Genomic DNA, 16,943 nt, shown 5'->3' with positions numbered 1-16,943 from the left:
CTGCCCGTCCTGCGCCGTTACGCGAGCGAGCGGAAGCGGCGCAGCAGTTCCACCGCCGGTGCGCTGTCGGGGTCGAAGGGGTAGAGGCCCTCCTGCTTGTGCGGGACGGCCGGCCCCCAGAGGCGGGCGGCGTGGCAGTCGTACGAGAACGCGATCTCGAAGAGCATTCCGCGCGGCCCGTGCACCCGCAGCCCCCAGCCGGGCAGGAACGTCTGGCCCGGCCTGCTGACCGGGAGCTCCTTCACCAGGGCCAGCGCCTCGCGGGCCTCGGCCTCCTCCCAGAGTGCGGTGTCCTCGCCCGTCATGGTCTTCGGCAGCGGGTCGTTGGCGTCCGGGGTGATGCGGACGACTTCGATCAGCTCGGTCTGCTCGTGTGCGCTGGGCAACAACATCCGCTCAGAGTGACCGAGTTCACGCCGCCGCGCCAGCGTTTCAGCTACGCGGGTACCCGATCAGGTGTTGCCTGTCCTGCCGGTCCGTCCAGCGGAACAGGCCCGTGCCCGCCACTTCCGCCTCCGGCAGCACCGTGGTGTCCGCCAGCGCTGCCGGTACGGCGGTGGCCAGCGGCACCTCGACCGGGGTGCCGCCCGCCGATGCCGGACTCGTCGTGCCGTACGCGGTGCCCCCGTCGGTGACCGAGGTCAGGGTGACCGGCTTGGCGCCGTCCTCCTCCTGGAAGCAGTGGCCCGTCTTCGCGCCCTTGGGGGCGGGGGTACGGAGATCGAAGGCCAGGTTCCCCGCCACCAGGTAGCCGCCTCCGGGGGCCGTCGCCGCCTGCGGGTACGCGCCGGGCTCTATCGCCGGCTTGCGGCAGTCGACGGTGGCGAGGACCTTGCCGGTGCCCGCGTCGTGCACCGCCCACCGGTCCCAGCCGTCCGGCTTCTTCTTCTGCCACTTCGCCAGGACGTGTCCGGAGGCCGTCACCGAGGTGGGCAGACCGGACGCCGGGTCGGTGCCGGCGGGCGCGACCGACCTGCTGTACCAGCCGCCCCGCACCCAGAATTCCGTACGGCCGCCGACCAGCAGCCCCTTCGAGGTCAGGCCCCTGACCTCGGTGCGGGTGCGGCAGTTCGCGCAGCCCCTGGGCGGCCGGAGGTCCTTCGCGGCCACGGCGGACGGCTGCCCGGTGAGCGGGTCCACCACCGTCGACGCCGCCGCACCGTCGGTGATCAGGATGCCGGGGCCGGTGGCGGACACCACCGGGACGCCCGTCCACGGGAGCTCGACGTGGACCGGGCGGCCGGTCCAGGCGTCGTACACGTCGAGGGCGACGACCGATTCCCCGGTCGAGAGCGCGTCGGAGCCGCCGACCCTCCCGTACGACCAGGTGACGAAGAAGCGGCGGTCGCCCTTGGTGACGGACAGCAGCCGGGGGAAGTACGCCGGGTCGGAGAGCGACCGCCGCGGCGGGCCCGTCCAGACCGGCTTCCCGGTCGCCGTGTCGTACGCACGGAGCACGAAAAGGCCGGCGCCGGAACGCTCCACGTGCGCGAGGAGGGGGGACGGGTCGGGGGACGGCCGGCTGGACGGCCGGGTGGACGGCTCGGCGGTGGGCTTGGTGGTGGGTTTGGCGAGCGGCTGCGTGGGCGGCTGAGGGGAGGACCGGGCGGGCGGCTCAGCGGGGGGACGGGCGAGCGCGTACTCCGTGGAGCCGCCGACGATCTGCCAGCCCTTGCCCTGTGCCGGTTGGTACGCGGCGGGGACCCGGAGGCGGGGGAGGGGTGACGGGGCGGTGTGCTGCTTCGCGCGAGCCGTGCCGGAGCCCTTGCCGTCCTCGCCGCCCTCGGCCTCCTGGGCGCCGCCGCAGGTGGCCAGGAGGAGCAGGAGCGCCAGGACGGCCACTCCGGCCACCAGCGCCGTCCGCACGATCCGCTGTCCCACTGCTTCCCCCCGGTTTCCCCCGGCGCGTCCGAGCGGGACGCACCGCCCCCAGAAACGGTCGACGGCTGTCAGCGTATGCAACTGCCCCTGGATGCGCAGCAGTTCCCTCACGTCCCTTTTTGCCCCCTAGACTTTTCCGGTGAACTCCACCCTCTCCTTCCCGGAAGTCCTGCGCGGCGCCCTCGCGGGACTGCTCGACGGGCTGCCGCCCAAGCAGGCGACGCAGGCCGTCGACCGGCTCATCGCCAACTACCGCGGGACCACTCCGACCGACGCACCGGTGCTGCGCGACCGCTCGGACGTGGCCGCGTACGCGGCGTACCGGATGCCCGCGACCTTCGAGGCGGTGCGGTCCGCGCTCGGTGCGCTGCGGGACGCGGCCCCCGGGTGGACGCCGGACACGCACGTCGACGTCGGCGGCGGGACGGGTGCCGCGAGCTGGGCCGTCGCCGAGGCGTGGGGGACGCAGAAGAGCACCGTCCTCGACTGGGCGGAACCCGCGCTCGCGCTCGGCCGGGAACTTGCCGAGGCGTCGGGGGTGCCCGCACTGCGGAACACCGTGTGGCAGCGCTCTCGTATCGGATCGGCGCTCACCATCGAGAGCACTGATCTCGTCACCGTCTCGTACGTGCTGAAGGAACTGACCGACGGCGACCGGGACACCCTCGTCGACGAGGCGGCCCGGGCCGCGACCGGGGCCGTCGTCATCGTCGAGCCGGGTACGCCCGACGGCTACCGCCGCATCCTCGCGGCCCGCGACCGGCTGATCGCGGCGGGACTGCGCGTCGCCGCACCCTGCCCGCACAGCGGCGCCTGCCCGATCGACCCGGAGGGCACCGACTGGTGCCACTTCTCGGCCCGGGTCAGCAGGTCGTCCCTGCACCGGAAGGTCAAGGGGGGGTCGCTGGCGTACGAGGACGAGAAGTTCGCGTACGTGGCGGCGGTGCGGGAGGACGTGGTCGACGCCACCCCGGTCGCCGCCCGCGTCGTGCGCAGGCCGCAGATCCGCAAGGGCCTGGTCATGCTGGAGCTGTGCCGTGCCGAAGGCGAACAGGCCAAGGAGAACATCTCCAAGAAGCACGGAGACCTCTACAAGGCCGCTCGCGACACCGACTGGGGCGACCAGTGGCCGCCCCGTTAGGGGTGCCCCACCAGGGGCGCGGGGCTGTGCTGACCATGCGGCTCCGCCGCGCGGGCGCGACCAGCCACGGCGCACCCGCAGTCAAGCACCGGCCGGACAGCCGGCTCCCCGAACCCCACCCCCTCAGCCGCGCGGCTACCCGCGCAGCTCCTGCGTACAGCACTTCACACTGCCGCCGCCCTTGAGCAGTTCGCCGAGATCCATCCCGATCGGCTCGAAGCCCCGGGCGCGCAGTGGACCGTAAAGGCCGGTCGCCGCATGCGGCAGCAGCACGTGGCGGCCGTCGCTCACCGCGTTGAGGCCGAGCGCCGCCGCGTCCGCCTCCTCGGCGATCAGCGCCTCGGGGAAGAGCCGGGCGAGGACGGCGCGGCTGCCGGGGGAGAAGGCGCCCGGGTAGTACATGACCTCGTCGGTGCGGTCGTCGAGGACGGCGAGCGCCGTGTCCAGGTGGTAGTAGCGCGGGTCGACGAGGTCCAGGCCGATGACCGGGCGGCCGAAGAACTCCTGCGCCTCGTCGTGCGCGGCCGAGGTCGAGCGGAAGCCGCGGCCGGCCAGGATCCAGGAGGACGTGACGGCGAAGTCGCCCTCGCCCTCGTTGACGTGGTCGGGTTCGTGGGGGTCGGCGAAGCCGTGGTGGCGGAACCACTCGCGGTGGGCCTCGGCCTCCGGGGCGCGTTCCGCGTACGCGAAGCGGGCTCCCAGGACGCGGCCGTCCACGACGGTGGCGCCGTTCGCGGCGAACACCATGTCGGGGAGGCCGGGGCGGGGATCGAGCAGTTCGACGGTGTGGCCGAGCGCCAGGTAGCGGTCGCGGAGGTCTTCCCACTGCGCGAGGGCGAGAGGGAGTTCGACGGGCTTGGCGGGGTCCATCCAGGGGTTGATGGAGTACGTGACCCTGAAGTGCTCCGGGGGGCACATCAGGTAGCGGCGGGGCGCTGCGTCACGAATGCGTCCGGTCAATGAGGGCTCCTCACGAACGACGGGTACAGCGGGGGCACGGTGTGTGCCTGGTGCCATGGTCGGTGGTGGGGGGCTGTTTCTGCTGTGCACCGAAAGGGTGGTTCACCGTGCGTGGCCGGGGGGCACACGGGCCCCCTGCGCGCGGAGCGCTGCGCATCACCGCGCAGGATCGCGCAGTACTCAGAGACGATGCGTATCGTCTCGCTGCGCTGGTAGATTGCGTCCATGGCAGCCTCCGGCAAGACCCCCGACTCCGCCCGGCGCAGCGAACGCTCGCGCCGCGCCATCTATGACGCCGCCCTCGCCCTCGTCGGCGAGGCCGGCTACCAGAAGACGACGATCGAGGGCATCGCCGCCCGCGCCGGCGTCGGCAAGCAGACGATCTACCGCTGGTGGCCCTCCAAGGCGGCCGTCCTGCTGGAGGCCTTCGTCGACCTCGGCGAACAGGCTGCCGAGGCGGTCGGCGAGGTGGGGCAGGCGATGCCCGACACGGGCGACCTGGCGGCCGATCTCAAGTTCGTCCTGCGCGCGACCGTCGATGAACTCGTCGACCCCAAGTACGACATCCCCACCCGCGCGCTGGCCGCCGAGGGCGTGGTGGACGCGGAACTCTGCGCCCAGTACGTCGAGAAGCTGCTCCGGCCCTCCCTCCAGCTGTACGTCGACCGCCTCGCCGCCGCCCGCGACAAGGGCGATCTGCGGCCAGGCCTGGACCTCGACATCGCTGTGGAGTTGCTCACGGGGCCCCTGTCGGGACGCTGGATGATGCGCACCGGACCCCTGACGCACGAGTACGCCGACCGGCTCGTGGACTACGCCCTGAACGGCCTCGCCCCACGCTGAGGCACGAGGCGGTGAACAGGCCGGGAGCAGGACCCGACGGCGTTCCCGGTGACCCCGGATGCGGACACCTGCCACCGGAGGCGCAGGATGGTGCGAGCATGGACGGGTCCGCCGGGGGCGCGAGCTCAGGGCCGGGGGCCGAGGTGGTGAGGGTGAGGAGCCAGATGGGCGCGGAGTTCGGCCGCAATCGCGGCGCAGGGACAGGCTCGAATCCCGAGGCGGAGGAAGCTGCCGGGCAGGGCGCGGGCTCCGACCGTGCCCCGGCCGCTCAGGGCGGCCGGATCGCCCAGTGGCTGCGCCGCCGTGCCGGGGGCAGGGCCGTCCCCGACGCCTCCGCCGAGCGCCTCGACCTGCTCCGCGCCGCCGCCGGCGCGGGGCTGCCGCTCGCCCCCGCCGCGTATCCCGCCGGCTATCGGTGTTCGTGCGACCGCGTCGGCTGTCCGACGCCCGCCAGGCACCCCGTGTCCTTCGCCTGGCAGACCCAGTCGACCACCGACCGCGCCCAGGTCGAGCGGTGGGCGGACGCCCAGCCGCAGGCCAACTTCATCACCGCGACCGGCATGGTCCACGACGTCCTCGACGTACCGCTGGAGGCCGGTCGCAGTGCGTTGGAGCGCCTCCTGGCGGCCGACATCGAGGTCGGTCCCGTGGCGGTCTTCGGCGAGGGCGGCAGCGAGGCCGACGCCCGCATGCTGTTCTTCACCGCGACCCGGGGCACCCCCGAGGACGAGGACGAGTGGTGGCCCTGCGAGCTGGACTGCCATCCCGAGACCATGGACGAGCATCCGGGGCTGCGCTGGCACTGCCGCGGGAGCTACGTCCTCGTACCGCCCGCCCGGCTGCCCGGTGACCTGGACGTGCACTGGGTGCGCGGCCTGGAGCACGCGCTGCCGGATCCGCTGACCCTGCTGGAGACCCTCACCGACGCCTGCGCCCGGTACGCGGACGACGCCGACGCGGACACCGACCCGCATGCGGTGGCCTGGCCGATCGGGCGCTGAACTCCCGTACGGGGCGGGTGCGTCAGGAGCCGGTGGCCGCCACCAGTCCCTGGACGCGGGACTCCAGCTCCACCGCCGGGTCCTTCGCGCCCTTCTTCGGGACCCGCGCCACCTGGCTGGAGATCCGTTCCTTCAGCAGCGTGGACCTCGCGGTGCCGGTCATCAGCGCCCGCACGTCCGCGTTGACGTCGAGCAGCGGCACGCCCCTGGCCGCGGTCTGCTTCTCGAAGTGGCGGGAGGCGAAGAAGACGAAGCCGCCGCCGTCCTTGGTGGCGAGCCCCAACGGGGCGAACGTGCCCGTGGTCAGTTCCTGGTCGAGGTACTGCGTGGACCGGCCGACGCGCTGCGAGGCCCGCTTGCGCGAGGCCAGCCACAGGGTCGTGTTCTGGCCCGGCGCGAAGGACGCCGGGCGGGCGGCGCCCCCCGTGGACGGCGTCCGGTCGGACGCGCTCTGGAGGTACGCCGTGTAGGCCCGGCTCAGGTCCTGCGGCGGGACCTGGAGAGCCGCTCCGTCCGCGGGCACCGCCCAGCCCTCGCCGTCCACCGCGAAATCGGGGAGCTCGTCGGGACGCACCGTCAGCAGGTGCGAGGCCTCCCAGAGCTGGTCGGCACCGCCCCGTACGAACACGAGCAGCCAGCGGGTGTCGGCGCGCTTGTCGCCCCCCTCGGTGTCCCGGTTGCTGTCGGCGTCGGCGACGAACCAGCGCGGCCAGCCCGCCTTCTTCGGGATCAGGAACCGGGTGTCGGAGAGGGCCAGCGGCCGGTGGTCCCTGTTGCCGCCGGGGCTCTGTGCGCGGCGGGCCTTGAGCCCTGCCTGGTTGATGGCGCCGAGCGCGCCGGTGACCCGGCCCGCGGCGAGGGCCGGATCGTACGCCTTGTCCGCCTTGTTGTAGGCGTCCGTGAAGTCCTTGAGGGCCTGGGCGGCCTCAGCCTTCGTCGCCGCCGGCACGAGGGCCAGCTCGCCGTGCACCGTCACGCACCCGCTCGCCGTCAGCGCCAGGGCCGTCGCCGTTGCCAGCGTCGCCACTCGTCGCTTCAGTCTTCGCGCGCGCGTCCTCATGCGTTGCCCTCTGCGTCTCTGCCGTACCCGCCGTCACCGACGTCCGGAACCCTACCGGGGCGAAGAAGAGGACGAGCATGGGGATCAGATACAGGGCCCACACCGTGACCTGGAGGACCGTCGGGTCGGGCTGGAAGTTGAAGACGCCCTTGAGGAGCGTGCCGTACCAGCTGTCCGGCGGGATCTGCTCGCTGATGTCGAAGGCCTTGTGGGACAGCCCGCCCAGGAAGCGCGCCTCCTGCAAGTCGTGGACGCCGTACGCCAGTACGCCCGCGGCGACGACCAGGAGCATCGCCCCGGTCCAGGTGAAGAACTTCGCCAGGTTGATGCGTACCGCACCCAGGTAGAACAGCCAGCCGAGCAGTACCGCCGTGGCCAGGCCCAGGGCGACGCCGATCAGCGGCCCGTTCGTGCCGTCGCCCAGGGCCCGCACCGACGCCCACACGAAGAGCGCCGTCTCCAGGCCCTCGCGGCCCACCGCCAGGAACGCGGTCGCCACCAGTGCGGCCGTGCCCATCCGCAGCGCCGCGTCCAGCTTGCCGGTCAGCTCGGCCTTCAGGTGCCGGGCGGTGCGCCGCATCCAGAAGACCATCCAGGTCACCAGGCCCACCGCGAGGATCGACAGCGAACCGCCGAGCGCCTCCTGCGCCTCGAAGGTCAACTCCTGCGATCCGTAGGTCAGTCCGGCGCCGAAGCCGAGCGCGAGCAGCACGGCGACGCCGATGCCGGTCCACACCGGCAGCAGGGCGTCGCGCCGCCCGGTCTTCACCAGGTAGGCGATCAGGATGCAGACGACCAGGCTGGCTTCGAGGCCTTCGCGCAGGCCGGTCAGGTAGTTGGCGAACACGTCGGTTCCTTCTTCCGTGTCAGGAGAACAGCGCCCGGCCCCACCAGTCGCCCTTGTCCCGGACGCCCGGCGGGACGGCGAAGTGCGCCGAACCCACGTGCTGGATGTACTCGTTGAGCGCGTCGGAGCGCGCCAGATTCCGCTGTACGGGGATGAACGCGTCACGCGCGTCGCGCTGGTAGGCCAGGAAGAACAGGCCCGCGTCGAGCCGGCCGAGCCCGTCCGTGCCGTCGGTGAAGGAGTAGCCCCTGCGCAGCATCCGCGCACCGGAGTTGGAGTCCGGGTGCGCGAGCCGCACGTGCGAGGCGGGCAGCATCGCCTTCAGCAGCGGCTCGTCGTGCTCCTTGGACTTGCCGACCGCCGCGCCCTCGCCCTTGTCGCGCCCGAAGATGTCCTCCTGCTCCTGGAGCGAAGTGCGGTCCCAGGTCTCGATGTTCATCCGGATGCGGCGGGCGACGAGGTACGAGCCGCCGGTCATCCACGGCGCCCCGTCCTTCGCGGACGCCCACACGTGCTTGTCGAGCGACGCGCCGTCGGAGCCCGCGATGTTGCGGGTGCCGTCCTTGAAGCCGAAGAGGTTGCGGGGGGTCTGGGCGTCCGGCGTCGTCGACGAGGTCTTCCCGAAGCCGAGCTGCGACCAGCGGACGGCGACCTTGCCGAAGCCGATGCGGGCGAGGTTGCGGATGGCGTGCACCGCCACCTGCGGGTCGTCCGCACACGCCTGTACGCACAGGTCGCCGCCGCTGCGCGCCCTGTCGAGGTTGTCGCCGGGGAACCCGGGCAGGTCGACGAGGGCCGCCGGACGCTTCCCCGACAGGCCGAACCGGCCGTCGAAGAGGGAGGGCCCGAAGCCGACGGTGAGGGTGAGCCGGGACGGCTTGAGGCCGAGCGCCTCGCCGGTGTCTCCCGGCGGGGCCTCCGGCTGCCCGCCGAAAGCGCCCTCGCCGACCGCGCGCCCGGCCGTCAGCAGGGCGGCGGCGACGGTCCAGTCCTTCAGGAGCTGGACCAGCTCCGCCCGGTCCTTCGTCGTCACGTCGAACGCGGCGAAGTGCAGCCGGTCGGGGACCGCCGTCGCGATCCCGGCCTGGTGCGCGCCGTAGAAGGGGACGGCCGCACCGCCGGAGGCGGCGGGCTGCGGGTCGTCCCCGCGGCTCAGCGCGACGGCGGCCCCGCCCGCCGCGGCGGCGCCGAGCGCGAGCCCGGCCCCGCCCCAGCCGATCACCGAACGGCGGGAAGGGGAAGGGGAGTTGACGTCTTCAGGCACGACCGGACCCTCCTCGTTGGCTCGCGGGTGACTTACTTCGTGACCGCTGCGGCGAGCTTCGACAGCGGCTCGGCGAGCGCGTTCACCGCGTCCGAGAGCTCCTTGCGCTGGTCCTTGCCGACCTTGTCGTACGAGACGAAGTCGTACGACGCCGTGTCCGGGCGGTGCTTGTCGAGCAGCTTGTTCAGCGCGCCGAACTGCTTGTCGAGCTCGGCGGTCAGCTTCGGGTCGTTCTTGGCGGCGACCGGCTTGAGCAGCGTGTACGACTTCTCGGCGCCCTCGACGTTGGCCTTGAAGTCGACGAGGTCGGTGTGGCTGTAGCGCTCCTCCTCGCCGGTGACCTTGCCGGTGGCGACCTCGTCGAGGAGTTCCTTGGCGCCGTTGGCCATCGAGGTCGGGGTGATCTCGGCGGTGCCGACCTTCTTCACCCAGGTGTTCAGGTCCTTCATCAGGGTGTCGGCGAGCTTCTTCTCCGCGTCCCCGATCTTCTTGTCCTGCCACAGCGCCTTCTCCAGGCGGTGCCAGCCGGTCCACGGCTTGCCGGACTCCTCGACGCCGTCCTCGCGCAGGTCGACCATCGGGTCGATGTCGCCGAAGGACTCGGCGACCGGCTCGGTGCGCTCCCAGCCGATGCGCGAGGGCGCGTACGCCTTCTTCGCGGCCTCCAGGTCGCCCGCCTTCACCGCGTCCGCGAACACCTGCGCCTTGGGCAGCGTCTGCTCGGCCTGCTCGCGGACGTAGGTGCGGTACGCGGCGACCGCGGCGTCCTGCTCGGGGCTGCGCTTCACGGCGGTGCCACCGCTGACGGTGACCTTCTGCCGGATGCCGTCGCCCTTCATGCCGGGCTTGCAGGCGATCTCGTACGAACCGGCCTTGATCTCGGCCGTCAGGTTCGCCTTCGTGCCGGGGAGGATGTTCTCGCGCTCGGTGACGATGCGGTCGTCGGGGAACAGGACGTACACCTCGGTGACCTTGGTGCCCTTGTTCTCCACCGCCAGCTCGACCTTCCCGGCGGGGAACTCCTTCTTCGACACCTCGCAGGAGTCGTCCTTGGCGACGACCTGGATCGCGCCGTCGCCGCCCTTGGCGTCGCTCTTCTCCGCGCAGCCGGTCACGGCGGTGAGGGCGGTTGCGGCGGCGACCGCGGTGAGGACGGGCGCGGTGCGGAAGGAGAGACGGACGGGACGCATCAGGGGACTCCACGCGGGGTGAAAGATCTTCGAGGTCTACAGGGCCCTCAGGTCTACTGAGGCTTACCTAAGTTAAGCGCCCTTTACCCCGGACATAACCGCCCGTGCAGTGATTCAGCTCTCACCCCGGCCCGCTGAGTACGAGGCGGTCACGGGAGTCCCATGGCCGCCTCGTCGTCGGGTCAAGACCAGGTCAAATCCCCTGTCCGCGGTCCTGTGGGGAATCACCAGCGGGACACCGGTGCGCGGATGCGGCAGCACCTCGACCGGCTGCCGGTAGACCCGGCTCAGCAGGTCCTCGCCGAACACCTCGGCCGGGGGCCCGCACGCCGCGATCCGCCCGTCGTGCAGGACGGCCGCCCGGTCCGCGTACGCCGCCGCGAGCCCGAGGTCGTGCAGGACGACGACGACCGCGTCCCCCGCCGCCGCCCGCTCCCGGCAGATCCGCAGCACCAGTTCCTGGTGGCGCAGGTCGAGGGCCGCGGTCGGCTCGTCGAGCAGGAGCACGGGGGCGCGCTGTGCCAGTACGCGGGCGAGCGCGACCCGCGCCCGCTCGCCGCCGGACAGCGCGGAGAAGGGGCGCGGCCCGAACCCGGTGACCTCGGTGGCCGCCATGGCCTCCGCGACCGCGGCGTCGTCCTCGTCCTCCAGCCAGGTGCCCGCCCAGGGCGCGCGCCCCATCCGTACGACGTCCTCGACGGGGAAGGGGAAGGAGAGCGCCGCAGACTGGGGGAGCACGGACCGGCGCAGGGCCAGCTCCGGCGCGCTCCAGTCGCCGACGGGCCTGCCGTCGATCCGTACCGTGCCCGCGGTGGCGGGCAGGTCGGCGGCCACCGCCGCCAGCAGGGTCGACTTCCCTGCCCCGTTGGGTCCGACGAGGGCGAGGACCTCGCCCGCCCGGGCGTCCAGGTCGATGCCGGAGAGCACCTCGCGCTGCCCGAGCCGCACATGCAGCCCGGCCACCTCCACGGCAGGGGTGCCGGGTGCGACGGGGGAGGGGAGGCTGCGGGTGCGCCCCGGGGAGAAGAGCGATTTCAGGGCGATCATGCCCAACCACCTTGCTTGCGACGGGTCCTGCGCAGCAGCCAGAAGAAGAACGGGCTGCCGAAGAGCGCGGTCAGCACGCCCAGCGGAAGCTCCGCGGGACTGGCGACCGTACGGGCCGCGAGGTCACCGGCGAGCAGGACGAGCGCACCGCCCAGGGCGCTGCCCGGGACCAGGAAGCGGTGCCCGGGGCCGTTGGCCATCCGCAGCAGGTGCGGCACCAGCAGCCCGACGAAGGTGATGATGCCCGCCACGGCGACGGCTGCGGCCGTCAGCAGCGCCACCACAAGCACCAGGACCATGCGCAGCTTCTCGACGTCCACACCGAGGTGCCTGGCCGGGCGCTCGCCGAGTGCGAGGAGGTCCAGCTTGCCCGCGTAGAACGGGGCGACGAGCAGGCCGAGCAGTGCGCACGGCAGGACGGCGAGGACCTTCGGCCAGGTGGCCTGGGCGAGCGAACCGAGCTGCCAGAAGGTGATCTGGGTGATCTGCGCGTTGTCCGCGAAGAAGATGCACAGGCCGATCAGGGCGCCCGCGAAGGCGTTCACCGCGATGCCGGTGAGGATCAGGGTGACCACTTCGGTCCTGCCGCCCGAACGCGACAGCACGTACACGAGCAGCACGGTGACCAGACCGGCGACGAACGCGCAGAACGTCACCGTCCAGTTGCCGAAGAAGCTCAGCCCCAGCGCGATCGAGGCGACCGCGCCGACCGCCGCACCGGCCGAGATGCCGATGACGCCGGGCTCCGCGAGCGGATTGCCGAAGACGCCCTGCATCAGCGCGCCCGCGCAGCCCAGCGAGGAGCCGACGAGGAGGGCGAGGACGACGCGGGGCAGCCGGATGTTCCACAGCACGCTCTCGCCGACCCGGTCCAGCGGGGCGCCGCCGAGACCGATGCGGTGCTGCACGGAGGCCAGGACGTCGCCGGGGGAGATGTGGTACGTGCCGAGCCCGGCCGAGACGAGGGCCAGGACGAGGAGGGCGAGGGCCAGGCCGGCGGTGAGGGTGGAGGTGGTGCCGCGGCGCCTTCCGGCAGGGGCCTTGGCGGGGTTCTCGGCCGGGCCGGGGGCCGACTCCCCTGCGGGGGGAGCCGGTTGGGGCTCGGGGTGGGCCGGTGCGAGGGGGGTGTGGTCGGGGCCGGACCTGGCGTCGGCCTCGGCGCCCGCGGGGCGGGCAGGGGCGTCGGAGGTGCGGGCGGGGGCGTCCGCCGCTCCCTCGCCGGGAGCCCGGGCGCCCTCGGAGGTGGTGGTCACCGGGTCACTGCTCACTTCCCGGCCGCCGGGGCACCGTAGAGCTGCTCGACGAGGGTCCCCAGGACCTGGTCCGTGCGCGGGCCGTAGTTGAGCAGCACGCCGTCGTCGACGGAGACGATGCGGCGGTCCACACCGGCCGGGGTCTCGGCGACCCCCGGGACCTTGAGGAGTCCCTCCACGCCGTTGACGGACGTGAGCCCCTTGCTCATCACGAGGATCGCGTCGGGCGCGGCCTTCACCAGCGCCTCGCTCGTGATCGCGGTGAAGTCCTTGTTCAGCCCGGAGTCCTTGCCCGCGTCGATCGCACCGGCCGCCTCCAGGAGCGAACCCGCCCCGGAATCGCGTCCGCCGAGCAGGTACACGGACGCCGAACCGCGCAGGTAGAGGAACGTCACGCGCGGCTTCTTGCCGTCCTTGGGCTTCGGGATGTCCTTCTGGACGGCGGCGATGCGCTCCTGCGTCCGCTTCTTCAGCGCGTCTCCGGCCGTCTTCACGCCCAGTGCGGCGGCGACCGCGTCGATGCGCCGGTCGACGTCGGCCAGTTCCTTGGCGGGCTTCACGAAGACGAGCGGAATGCCCGCATCGCGGATCTGCTGGACGGCCTCGGCGGGACCGGTGGTGGTGTCGGCGAGGACGACCGTCGGCTTCAGGGACAGCACGCTCTCCGCCGACACGTCGTGCGCACGTGTCACTACGGGGAGGGCCTCGGCCTGTTCGAAGGTGGCGGTGATGTCGCGGGCGACCACCTGCCTGCCGAGTCCGAGGGTGAAGACGATCTCGTTCAGACTGCCGGTCAGCGGCACGATCCGGTCGGTGGAGGTGACCTTGACCTGCTTGCCGTCGGCGGAGGCGACGGTGACGGGCAGTTGGGCCTTGGGTGCGGCGGCGAGAGGCTCGACGCGGTCGGGGGCCTGCGCCGCCGCCTTGGGCTCCGCGGCGGGGGAGTCCGTCGTCGTACCGGCGCCGCAACCGGTGGCGGCGACGGCGAGGGCGAGCGCGGACATCAGTGCGCCTGCCAGGCGTGAGGGGCGCGGGGACGCGGCCGGCGTTCGCACGGGGTGCACCGTCCTGTTCTGTTGCGGTCTCTTGCGGGCTGTTGCTGGTGGCCGAAGTGGCCGGTGCTGCGGGGGAGTTCTGCCCTGCCCGGCCGATTCGTAAGGGTCCGGAGGGGCCCGAAGAGGTCCGAAGGGTTCCGGACCAGGTCGGGCATAGCTTAGGTTAGCCTTACCTCGCTCGCCAGACCTCGGAGGGACCCTCATGCTGTCGTCCAGACCGGCCCGCGCATTCGCCGTCGCGCTCATCGCGGCCGTGCTGGGAGCGCTGCTCCCGGCCACCGCGGCCAGCGCGGCAGCGCGCACCGTCCAGGGCGGCAGGCTCGACTGGGGGATCAAATCCTCCTTCCAGAGTTACGTCACCGGGCCCATAGCCAAGGGGAACTACACACTCCGGGGCGGGGCCGCGACCGTCGGCGGGAGCCAGTTCCGCTTCCACTCGGCCTCCGGTTCCTACGATCCGGACAGCGGGGCGCTCAGCTCCGGGTTCTCCGGCGGCGTGCGCTTCACCGGCCACCGCAAGCCGGACGGCAGCCACGAGCTGGACCTCACCATCAGCCGCCCCGCCGTCAGGATCTCCGGCGGCAGCGGCACCCTCTTCGCGGACGTCACCAGCAAGAGCAAGGCCACAGGCAAGGTGAGCAGCGCGTCGCAGATCCCGCTCGCCTCGCTCTCCGTGGGCGGAATCAACATGTTGGGCGGCGGCAGCCCGGTCGCCCTCAACAACGTGCCCGCGACGCTGACCTCGCAGGGCGCGAGCGCTTTCGCCGGCTACTACGCGGCGGGCACCGCGCTCGACCCGGTCAGCCTGTCGGCGGACGTGGCGGCGGGTGCTGCCGAGGAGCCGGCGAAGACCCCGGACGCGAAGACCCCGGACGCGAAGAAGCCCGACGAGAAGAAGCCCGACGAGAAGCCCGCGGGCGACGCGGCGTCCGGCGCCTTCAAGGACGCGGCCGTCGACTGGGGCGTACGGCGCACCTTCCGCGAGTACGTCACAGGCCCCATCTCCAAGGGCAAGTGGGAGCTGAGCGACGGCGCGCTGGACGGCGGCGCACTGTTCCGCTTCCCGCAGGGCAAGGGCTCGTACGACAGTGCGAAGCAGACCCTCGACGCGGCCTTCGCGGGCAGCGTCCGCTTCTCCGGCGCCCACCTCGACCTGACGCTCTCGAAGGTCAACGTCAAGGTCGCGGACGGCAAGGGCACCCTGGCTGCCGACGTCGTGAGCAAGGACCTCCGGTCGAAGAAGGACACGCGGTCGGCCGCCGTGCCGCTCGTCACCTTCGAGGCGAAGACGCTGACCGCCAAGGACGGCCTGGCCGGTCTGGCCGAGGCCCCGGCGACGCTGACCGAGCAGGGCGCGAAGGCGTTCGGCTCGATGTACAAGGCGGGCACCGACATGGACCCGGTGTCGCTCGCCGTCGCCGTCACCGACAAGGCGAAGCTGCCGGCCCTGCCGGACCTGGGCAGCGACCCGAAGACGCCCGCGGCCGGTACCGGCGCCGACAAGAAGCCCTCCGAGGCGCCGAAGACGGCGAACACCTCCTCCTCCACCTCCTCCCGCACCGGGATGTACGTCGCCGTCGGCGCGGTCGTCCTGGTGCTCGTCGCCGGGGCCGTGTTCTTCGCGGTCCGCAGGCGTGGCAGCGGCAGCGGCAACGCCGCGAGCTGACCCACTCCCGCGCACACCCCCTCACCCCCTTCCCTCCCCCCCCGCCTCTCTAGGAGTCCCCGGAACATGGCAGCCAACCGTCGCCCGATAGCCCTCGCCGCAGCCGTAGCCACGGTGGCCGCCGTCGGCGCCACCGCCTTCGCCCTTCCGGCCACCGCCGCCGAGGCGCCGGCCGGGCCCCCCGCCCAGATCAAGCTGAAGGACGGCACGCTGGACTGGGGCTTCAAGGAGTCCTTCCGCAAGTACCTGGCCTCGCCGTTCTCCGGCGGAAAGATCACGGTTGCGGGCGGTGCCAAGCAGGCCGCGAACAACGGTGCGTTCACCTTCGTCGACGGTGTCGGCACGTACGACATGAAGACGCACGGCACGCAGACCGGCTTCAAGGGCTCGGTGCACTTCACCGCCCACGAGGGCGTCCTCGACGTCACCCTCTCGGACCTGAAGGTCGCCACGGCGGGCCAGACCGGTGCGATCACGGCCGACGTCAGGTCGAAGCCGATGGGCAGCAAGGAGTTCGTCGTCCAGGACGACGTGGAGCTCGCCGCGCTCGACCTGTCCGCGGTGAAGCCCGGTCAGGGCGCCGGCGGGGCGATGGTCTTCAAGGACATTCCGGCGACGCTGACGAAGGCGGGCTCGACGGCGTTCAACGGCCAGTACAAGGAGGGCGACAAGCTCGACCCGGCCACGCTCTCGGTGGTGGCCGACAAGGGTGGCGAGCCGACGAAGCCGCCGGTGGACCCGACGAAGCCGCCCGTGGACCCGACGAAGCCCCCGGTCGACCCGACGAAGCCCCCGGTCGACCCGACCAAGCCGCCTGTCACCCCGACCGCGCCCCCCACCTCGGACCCGGGCCGGACGAAGCCGCCGGTCGACCCGCCGGTCGAGGCCGTGCGGGGCGCGATCGTCGACGGCAACCTCGACTGGGGTGTCCTGGGCCGCTTCCGCGACTACGTCACGGGCCCCATCGCACACGGCAAGGTCGAGCTCTCCGGCGGCGCGGTGAAGTCCGGCGACGGGTTCCGCTTCCCGAAGGGCAAGGGCTCCTTCGACGCGGAGAAGCAGAACCTCTCCGCGTCCTTCGACGGCAAGGTCCGCTTCCTCGGCCACGAGGAGGGCGGCGCGTACACCCTCGACCTCAACTTCTCCGCGCTGAAGGTCGAGGTGAAGGGCGGCAAGGGAACGCTGGTCGCCGACGTGTCGACGAAGGACCGCGCGACGAAGAAGGTCGAAACCTACAAGGCGCTGACGGTCGCCGACCTGGCCCCGGCCGGTGAACTGTCCGTCGTGGACGGCGTGGTGAAGCTCGCGGGCGTGCCGGCGAAGCTGACGGCGGGCGGCTCGAAGGCGTTCGGCGGGATGTACCAGGCGGGTCAGGCGATGGACGCGCTGACGGTCGCGGTCTCGGTGGACAAGAACGCGCAGCTGCCGGGTGGCTCCGCCGGTGGGGCGGGGGGCTCCGCAGGGGGCTCCACGGGTGGTGCGGGGACGGCCGGTGGCACCGGTACCGCGGGTACGGCCGGCGGCGGCAGTGTCGGCGGGGACCTGGGCGGCGGCTCGGCGGGCGGCAACCTGGCCGCGACAGGCTCTTCGGCACCGTCGGGTGCGCTGATGGGCGCGGCCGGGGCGCTGGCGGTGGCCGGCGGCGCGGTGGTCTTCGCGGCGCGGAAGCGGCGGACGGTGAGGGGCGAGCAGGGCTGAACGGTCTGATGGGGGGGCGGTCCCGGGAGCGCGCGGC

The 16,943-nt window shown here is 72.6% G+C and carries 15 protein-coding genes; 5 read left to right on the top strand and 10 right to left on the bottom strand.

Annotated features, from left to right (window positions below; genetic code table 11):
• Positions 1-17: 17 nt before the first annotated feature.
• Positions 18-392: a hypothetical protein gene (locus ACWGIG_RS25880; RefSeq protein ID WP_453324064.1), complete on the bottom strand. Its 375-nt coding sequence runs from the start codon at positions 390-392 to the stop codon at positions 18-20.
• A gap of 40 nt (positions 393-432) precedes the next feature.
• Positions 433-1,992 (bottom strand): hypothetical protein, encoded by a 1,560-nt coding sequence (locus tag ACWGIG_RS25875; protein ID WP_453324063.1) that lies wholly within the window; start codon positions 1,990-1,992, stop codon positions 433-435.
• Positions 1,993-2,020: 28 nt separating this feature from the next.
• Between ACWGIG_RS25875 and ACWGIG_RS25870 the strand changes: the two genes are divergently transcribed.
• Positions 2,021-3,022, top strand: coding sequence for a small ribosomal subunit Rsm22 family protein (locus ACWGIG_RS25870; RefSeq protein WP_453324062.1), 1,002 nt, complete (start codon positions 2,021-2,023; stop codon positions 3,020-3,022).
• A 135-nt stretch (positions 3,023-3,157) separates the two neighbouring features.
• Here the strand turns inward: ACWGIG_RS25870 and ddaH are convergent, their stop codons facing one another.
• Complete coding sequence (gene ddaH, locus ACWGIG_RS25865; RefSeq protein ID WP_453324061.1) at positions 3,158-3,982, bottom strand: dimethylargininase; 825 nt, start codon at positions 3,980-3,982, stop codon at positions 3,158-3,160.
• A gap of 225 nt (positions 3,983-4,207) precedes the next feature.
• Here ddaH and ACWGIG_RS25860 point away from each other — a divergent pair, with 225 nt between their 5' ends.
• Both ACWGIG_RS25860 and ACWGIG_RS25855 read left to right on the top strand, forming a co-directional pair.
• A complete protein-coding gene (locus ACWGIG_RS25860; protein WP_453324060.1) occupies positions 4,208-4,825 on the top strand; it encodes a TetR/AcrR family transcriptional regulator in 618 nt (205 codons plus the stop codon).
• A gap of 164 nt (positions 4,826-4,989) precedes the next feature.
• Positions 4,990-5,826, top strand: coding sequence for a bifunctional DNA primase/polymerase (locus ACWGIG_RS25855; protein WP_453324065.1), 837 nt, complete (start codon positions 4,990-4,992; stop codon positions 5,824-5,826).
• Positions 5,827-5,848: 22 nt separating this feature from the next.
• On the opposite strand, the gene ACWGIG_RS25850 is transcribed toward ACWGIG_RS25855, so the two are convergent.
• The 7 genes from ACWGIG_RS25850 to ACWGIG_RS25820 form a co-directional block, all read right to left on the bottom strand.
• Positions 5,849-6,853, bottom strand: a complete 1,005-nt coding sequence (locus tag ACWGIG_RS25850; RefSeq protein ID WP_453324059.1) for a hypothetical protein — start codon at positions 6,851-6,853, stop codon at positions 5,849-5,851.
• The gene (efeU, locus tag ACWGIG_RS25845) at positions 6,753-7,733 is read right to left on the bottom strand and encodes an iron uptake transporter permease EfeU (protein ID WP_453324058.1); all 981 of its coding nucleotides are present in this window, start codon (positions 7,731-7,733) and stop codon (positions 6,753-6,755) included. Before efeU ends, ACWGIG_RS25850 begins: the two co-directional genes overlap by 101 nt.
• A 19-nt stretch (positions 7,734-7,752) precedes the next feature.
• Positions 7,753-8,997, bottom strand: a complete 1,245-nt coding sequence (gene efeB, locus ACWGIG_RS25840) for an iron uptake transporter deferrochelatase/peroxidase subunit (RefSeq protein ID WP_453324057.1) — start codon at positions 8,995-8,997, stop codon at positions 7,753-7,755.
• 32 nt (positions 8,998-9,029) lie between these two features.
• On the bottom strand, positions 9,030-10,187 hold the full coding sequence (efeO, locus tag ACWGIG_RS25835) for an iron uptake system protein EfeO (protein WP_453324056.1): 1,158 nt from the start codon (positions 10,185-10,187) through the stop codon (positions 9,030-9,032).
• 114 nt (positions 10,188-10,301) lie between these two features.
• Positions 10,302-11,234, bottom strand: a complete 933-nt coding sequence (locus tag ACWGIG_RS25830) for a heme ABC transporter ATP-binding protein (RefSeq protein ID WP_453324055.1) — start codon at positions 11,232-11,234, stop codon at positions 10,302-10,304.
• The gene (locus ACWGIG_RS25825) at positions 11,231-12,487 is read right to left on the bottom strand and encodes an iron chelate uptake ABC transporter family permease subunit (protein WP_453324054.1); all 1,257 of its coding nucleotides are present in this window, start codon (positions 12,485-12,487) and stop codon (positions 11,231-11,233) included. Before ACWGIG_RS25825 ends, ACWGIG_RS25830 begins: the two co-directional genes overlap by 4 nt.
• An 11-nt stretch (positions 12,488-12,498) precedes the next feature.
• On the bottom strand, positions 12,499-13,542 hold the full coding sequence (locus ACWGIG_RS25820; RefSeq protein ID WP_453324053.1) for a heme/hemin ABC transporter substrate-binding protein: 1,044 nt from the start codon (positions 13,540-13,542) through the stop codon (positions 12,499-12,501).
• Between the two features lie 202 nt (positions 13,543-13,744).
• Here ACWGIG_RS25820 and ACWGIG_RS25815 point away from each other — a divergent pair, with 202 nt between their 5' ends.
• Both ACWGIG_RS25815 and ACWGIG_RS25810 read left to right on the top strand, forming a co-directional pair.
• Positions 13,745-15,208: an HtaA domain-containing protein gene (locus ACWGIG_RS25815; RefSeq protein ID WP_453324052.1), complete on the top strand. Its 1,464-nt coding sequence runs from the start codon at positions 13,745-13,747 to the stop codon at positions 15,206-15,208.
• A gap of 66 nt (positions 15,209-15,274) precedes the next feature.
• Positions 15,275-16,906, top strand: coding sequence for an HtaA domain-containing protein (locus ACWGIG_RS25810; protein ID WP_453324051.1), 1,632 nt, complete (start codon positions 15,275-15,277; stop codon positions 16,904-16,906).
• Positions 16,907-16,943 lie beyond the last annotated feature (37 nt).

It is taken from the genome of Streptomyces sp. NPDC054863 (assembly GCF_053610825.1).
Note: the sequence above shows the minus strand (reverse complement) of the source record. Positions and strands in the feature narration are given on the sequence as shown.

Bases quoted from the DNA above. Each gene is read 5' to 3' on its own strand.
- ACWGIG_RS25880 (WP_453324064.1), bottom strand. From the start codon at position 392: ATGTTGTTGCCCAGCGCACACGAGCAGACCGAGCTGATCGAAGTCGTC.
- ACWGIG_RS25860 (WP_453324060.1), top strand. From the start codon at position 4,208: ATGGCAGCCTCCGGCAAGACCCCCGACTCCGCCCGGCGCAGCGAACGC.
- ACWGIG_RS25855 (WP_453324065.1), top strand. From the start codon at position 4,990: ATGGGCGCGGAGTTCGGCCGCAATCGCGGCGCAGGGACAGGCTCGAAT.
- efeO (WP_453324056.1), bottom strand. From the start codon at position 10,187: ATGCGTCCCGTCCGTCTCTCCTTCCGCACCGCGCCCGTCCTCACCGCG.
- ACWGIG_RS25830 (WP_453324055.1), bottom strand. From the start codon at position 11,234: ATGATCGCCCTGAAATCGCTCTTCTCCCCGGGGCGCACCCGCAGCCTC.
- ACWGIG_RS25815 (WP_453324052.1), top strand. From the start codon at position 13,745: ATGCTGTCGTCCAGACCGGCCCGCGCATTCGCCGTCGCGCTCATCGCG.
- ACWGIG_RS25810 (WP_453324051.1), top strand. From the start codon at position 15,275: ATGGCAGCCAACCGTCGCCCGATAGCCCTCGCCGCAGCCGTAGCCACG.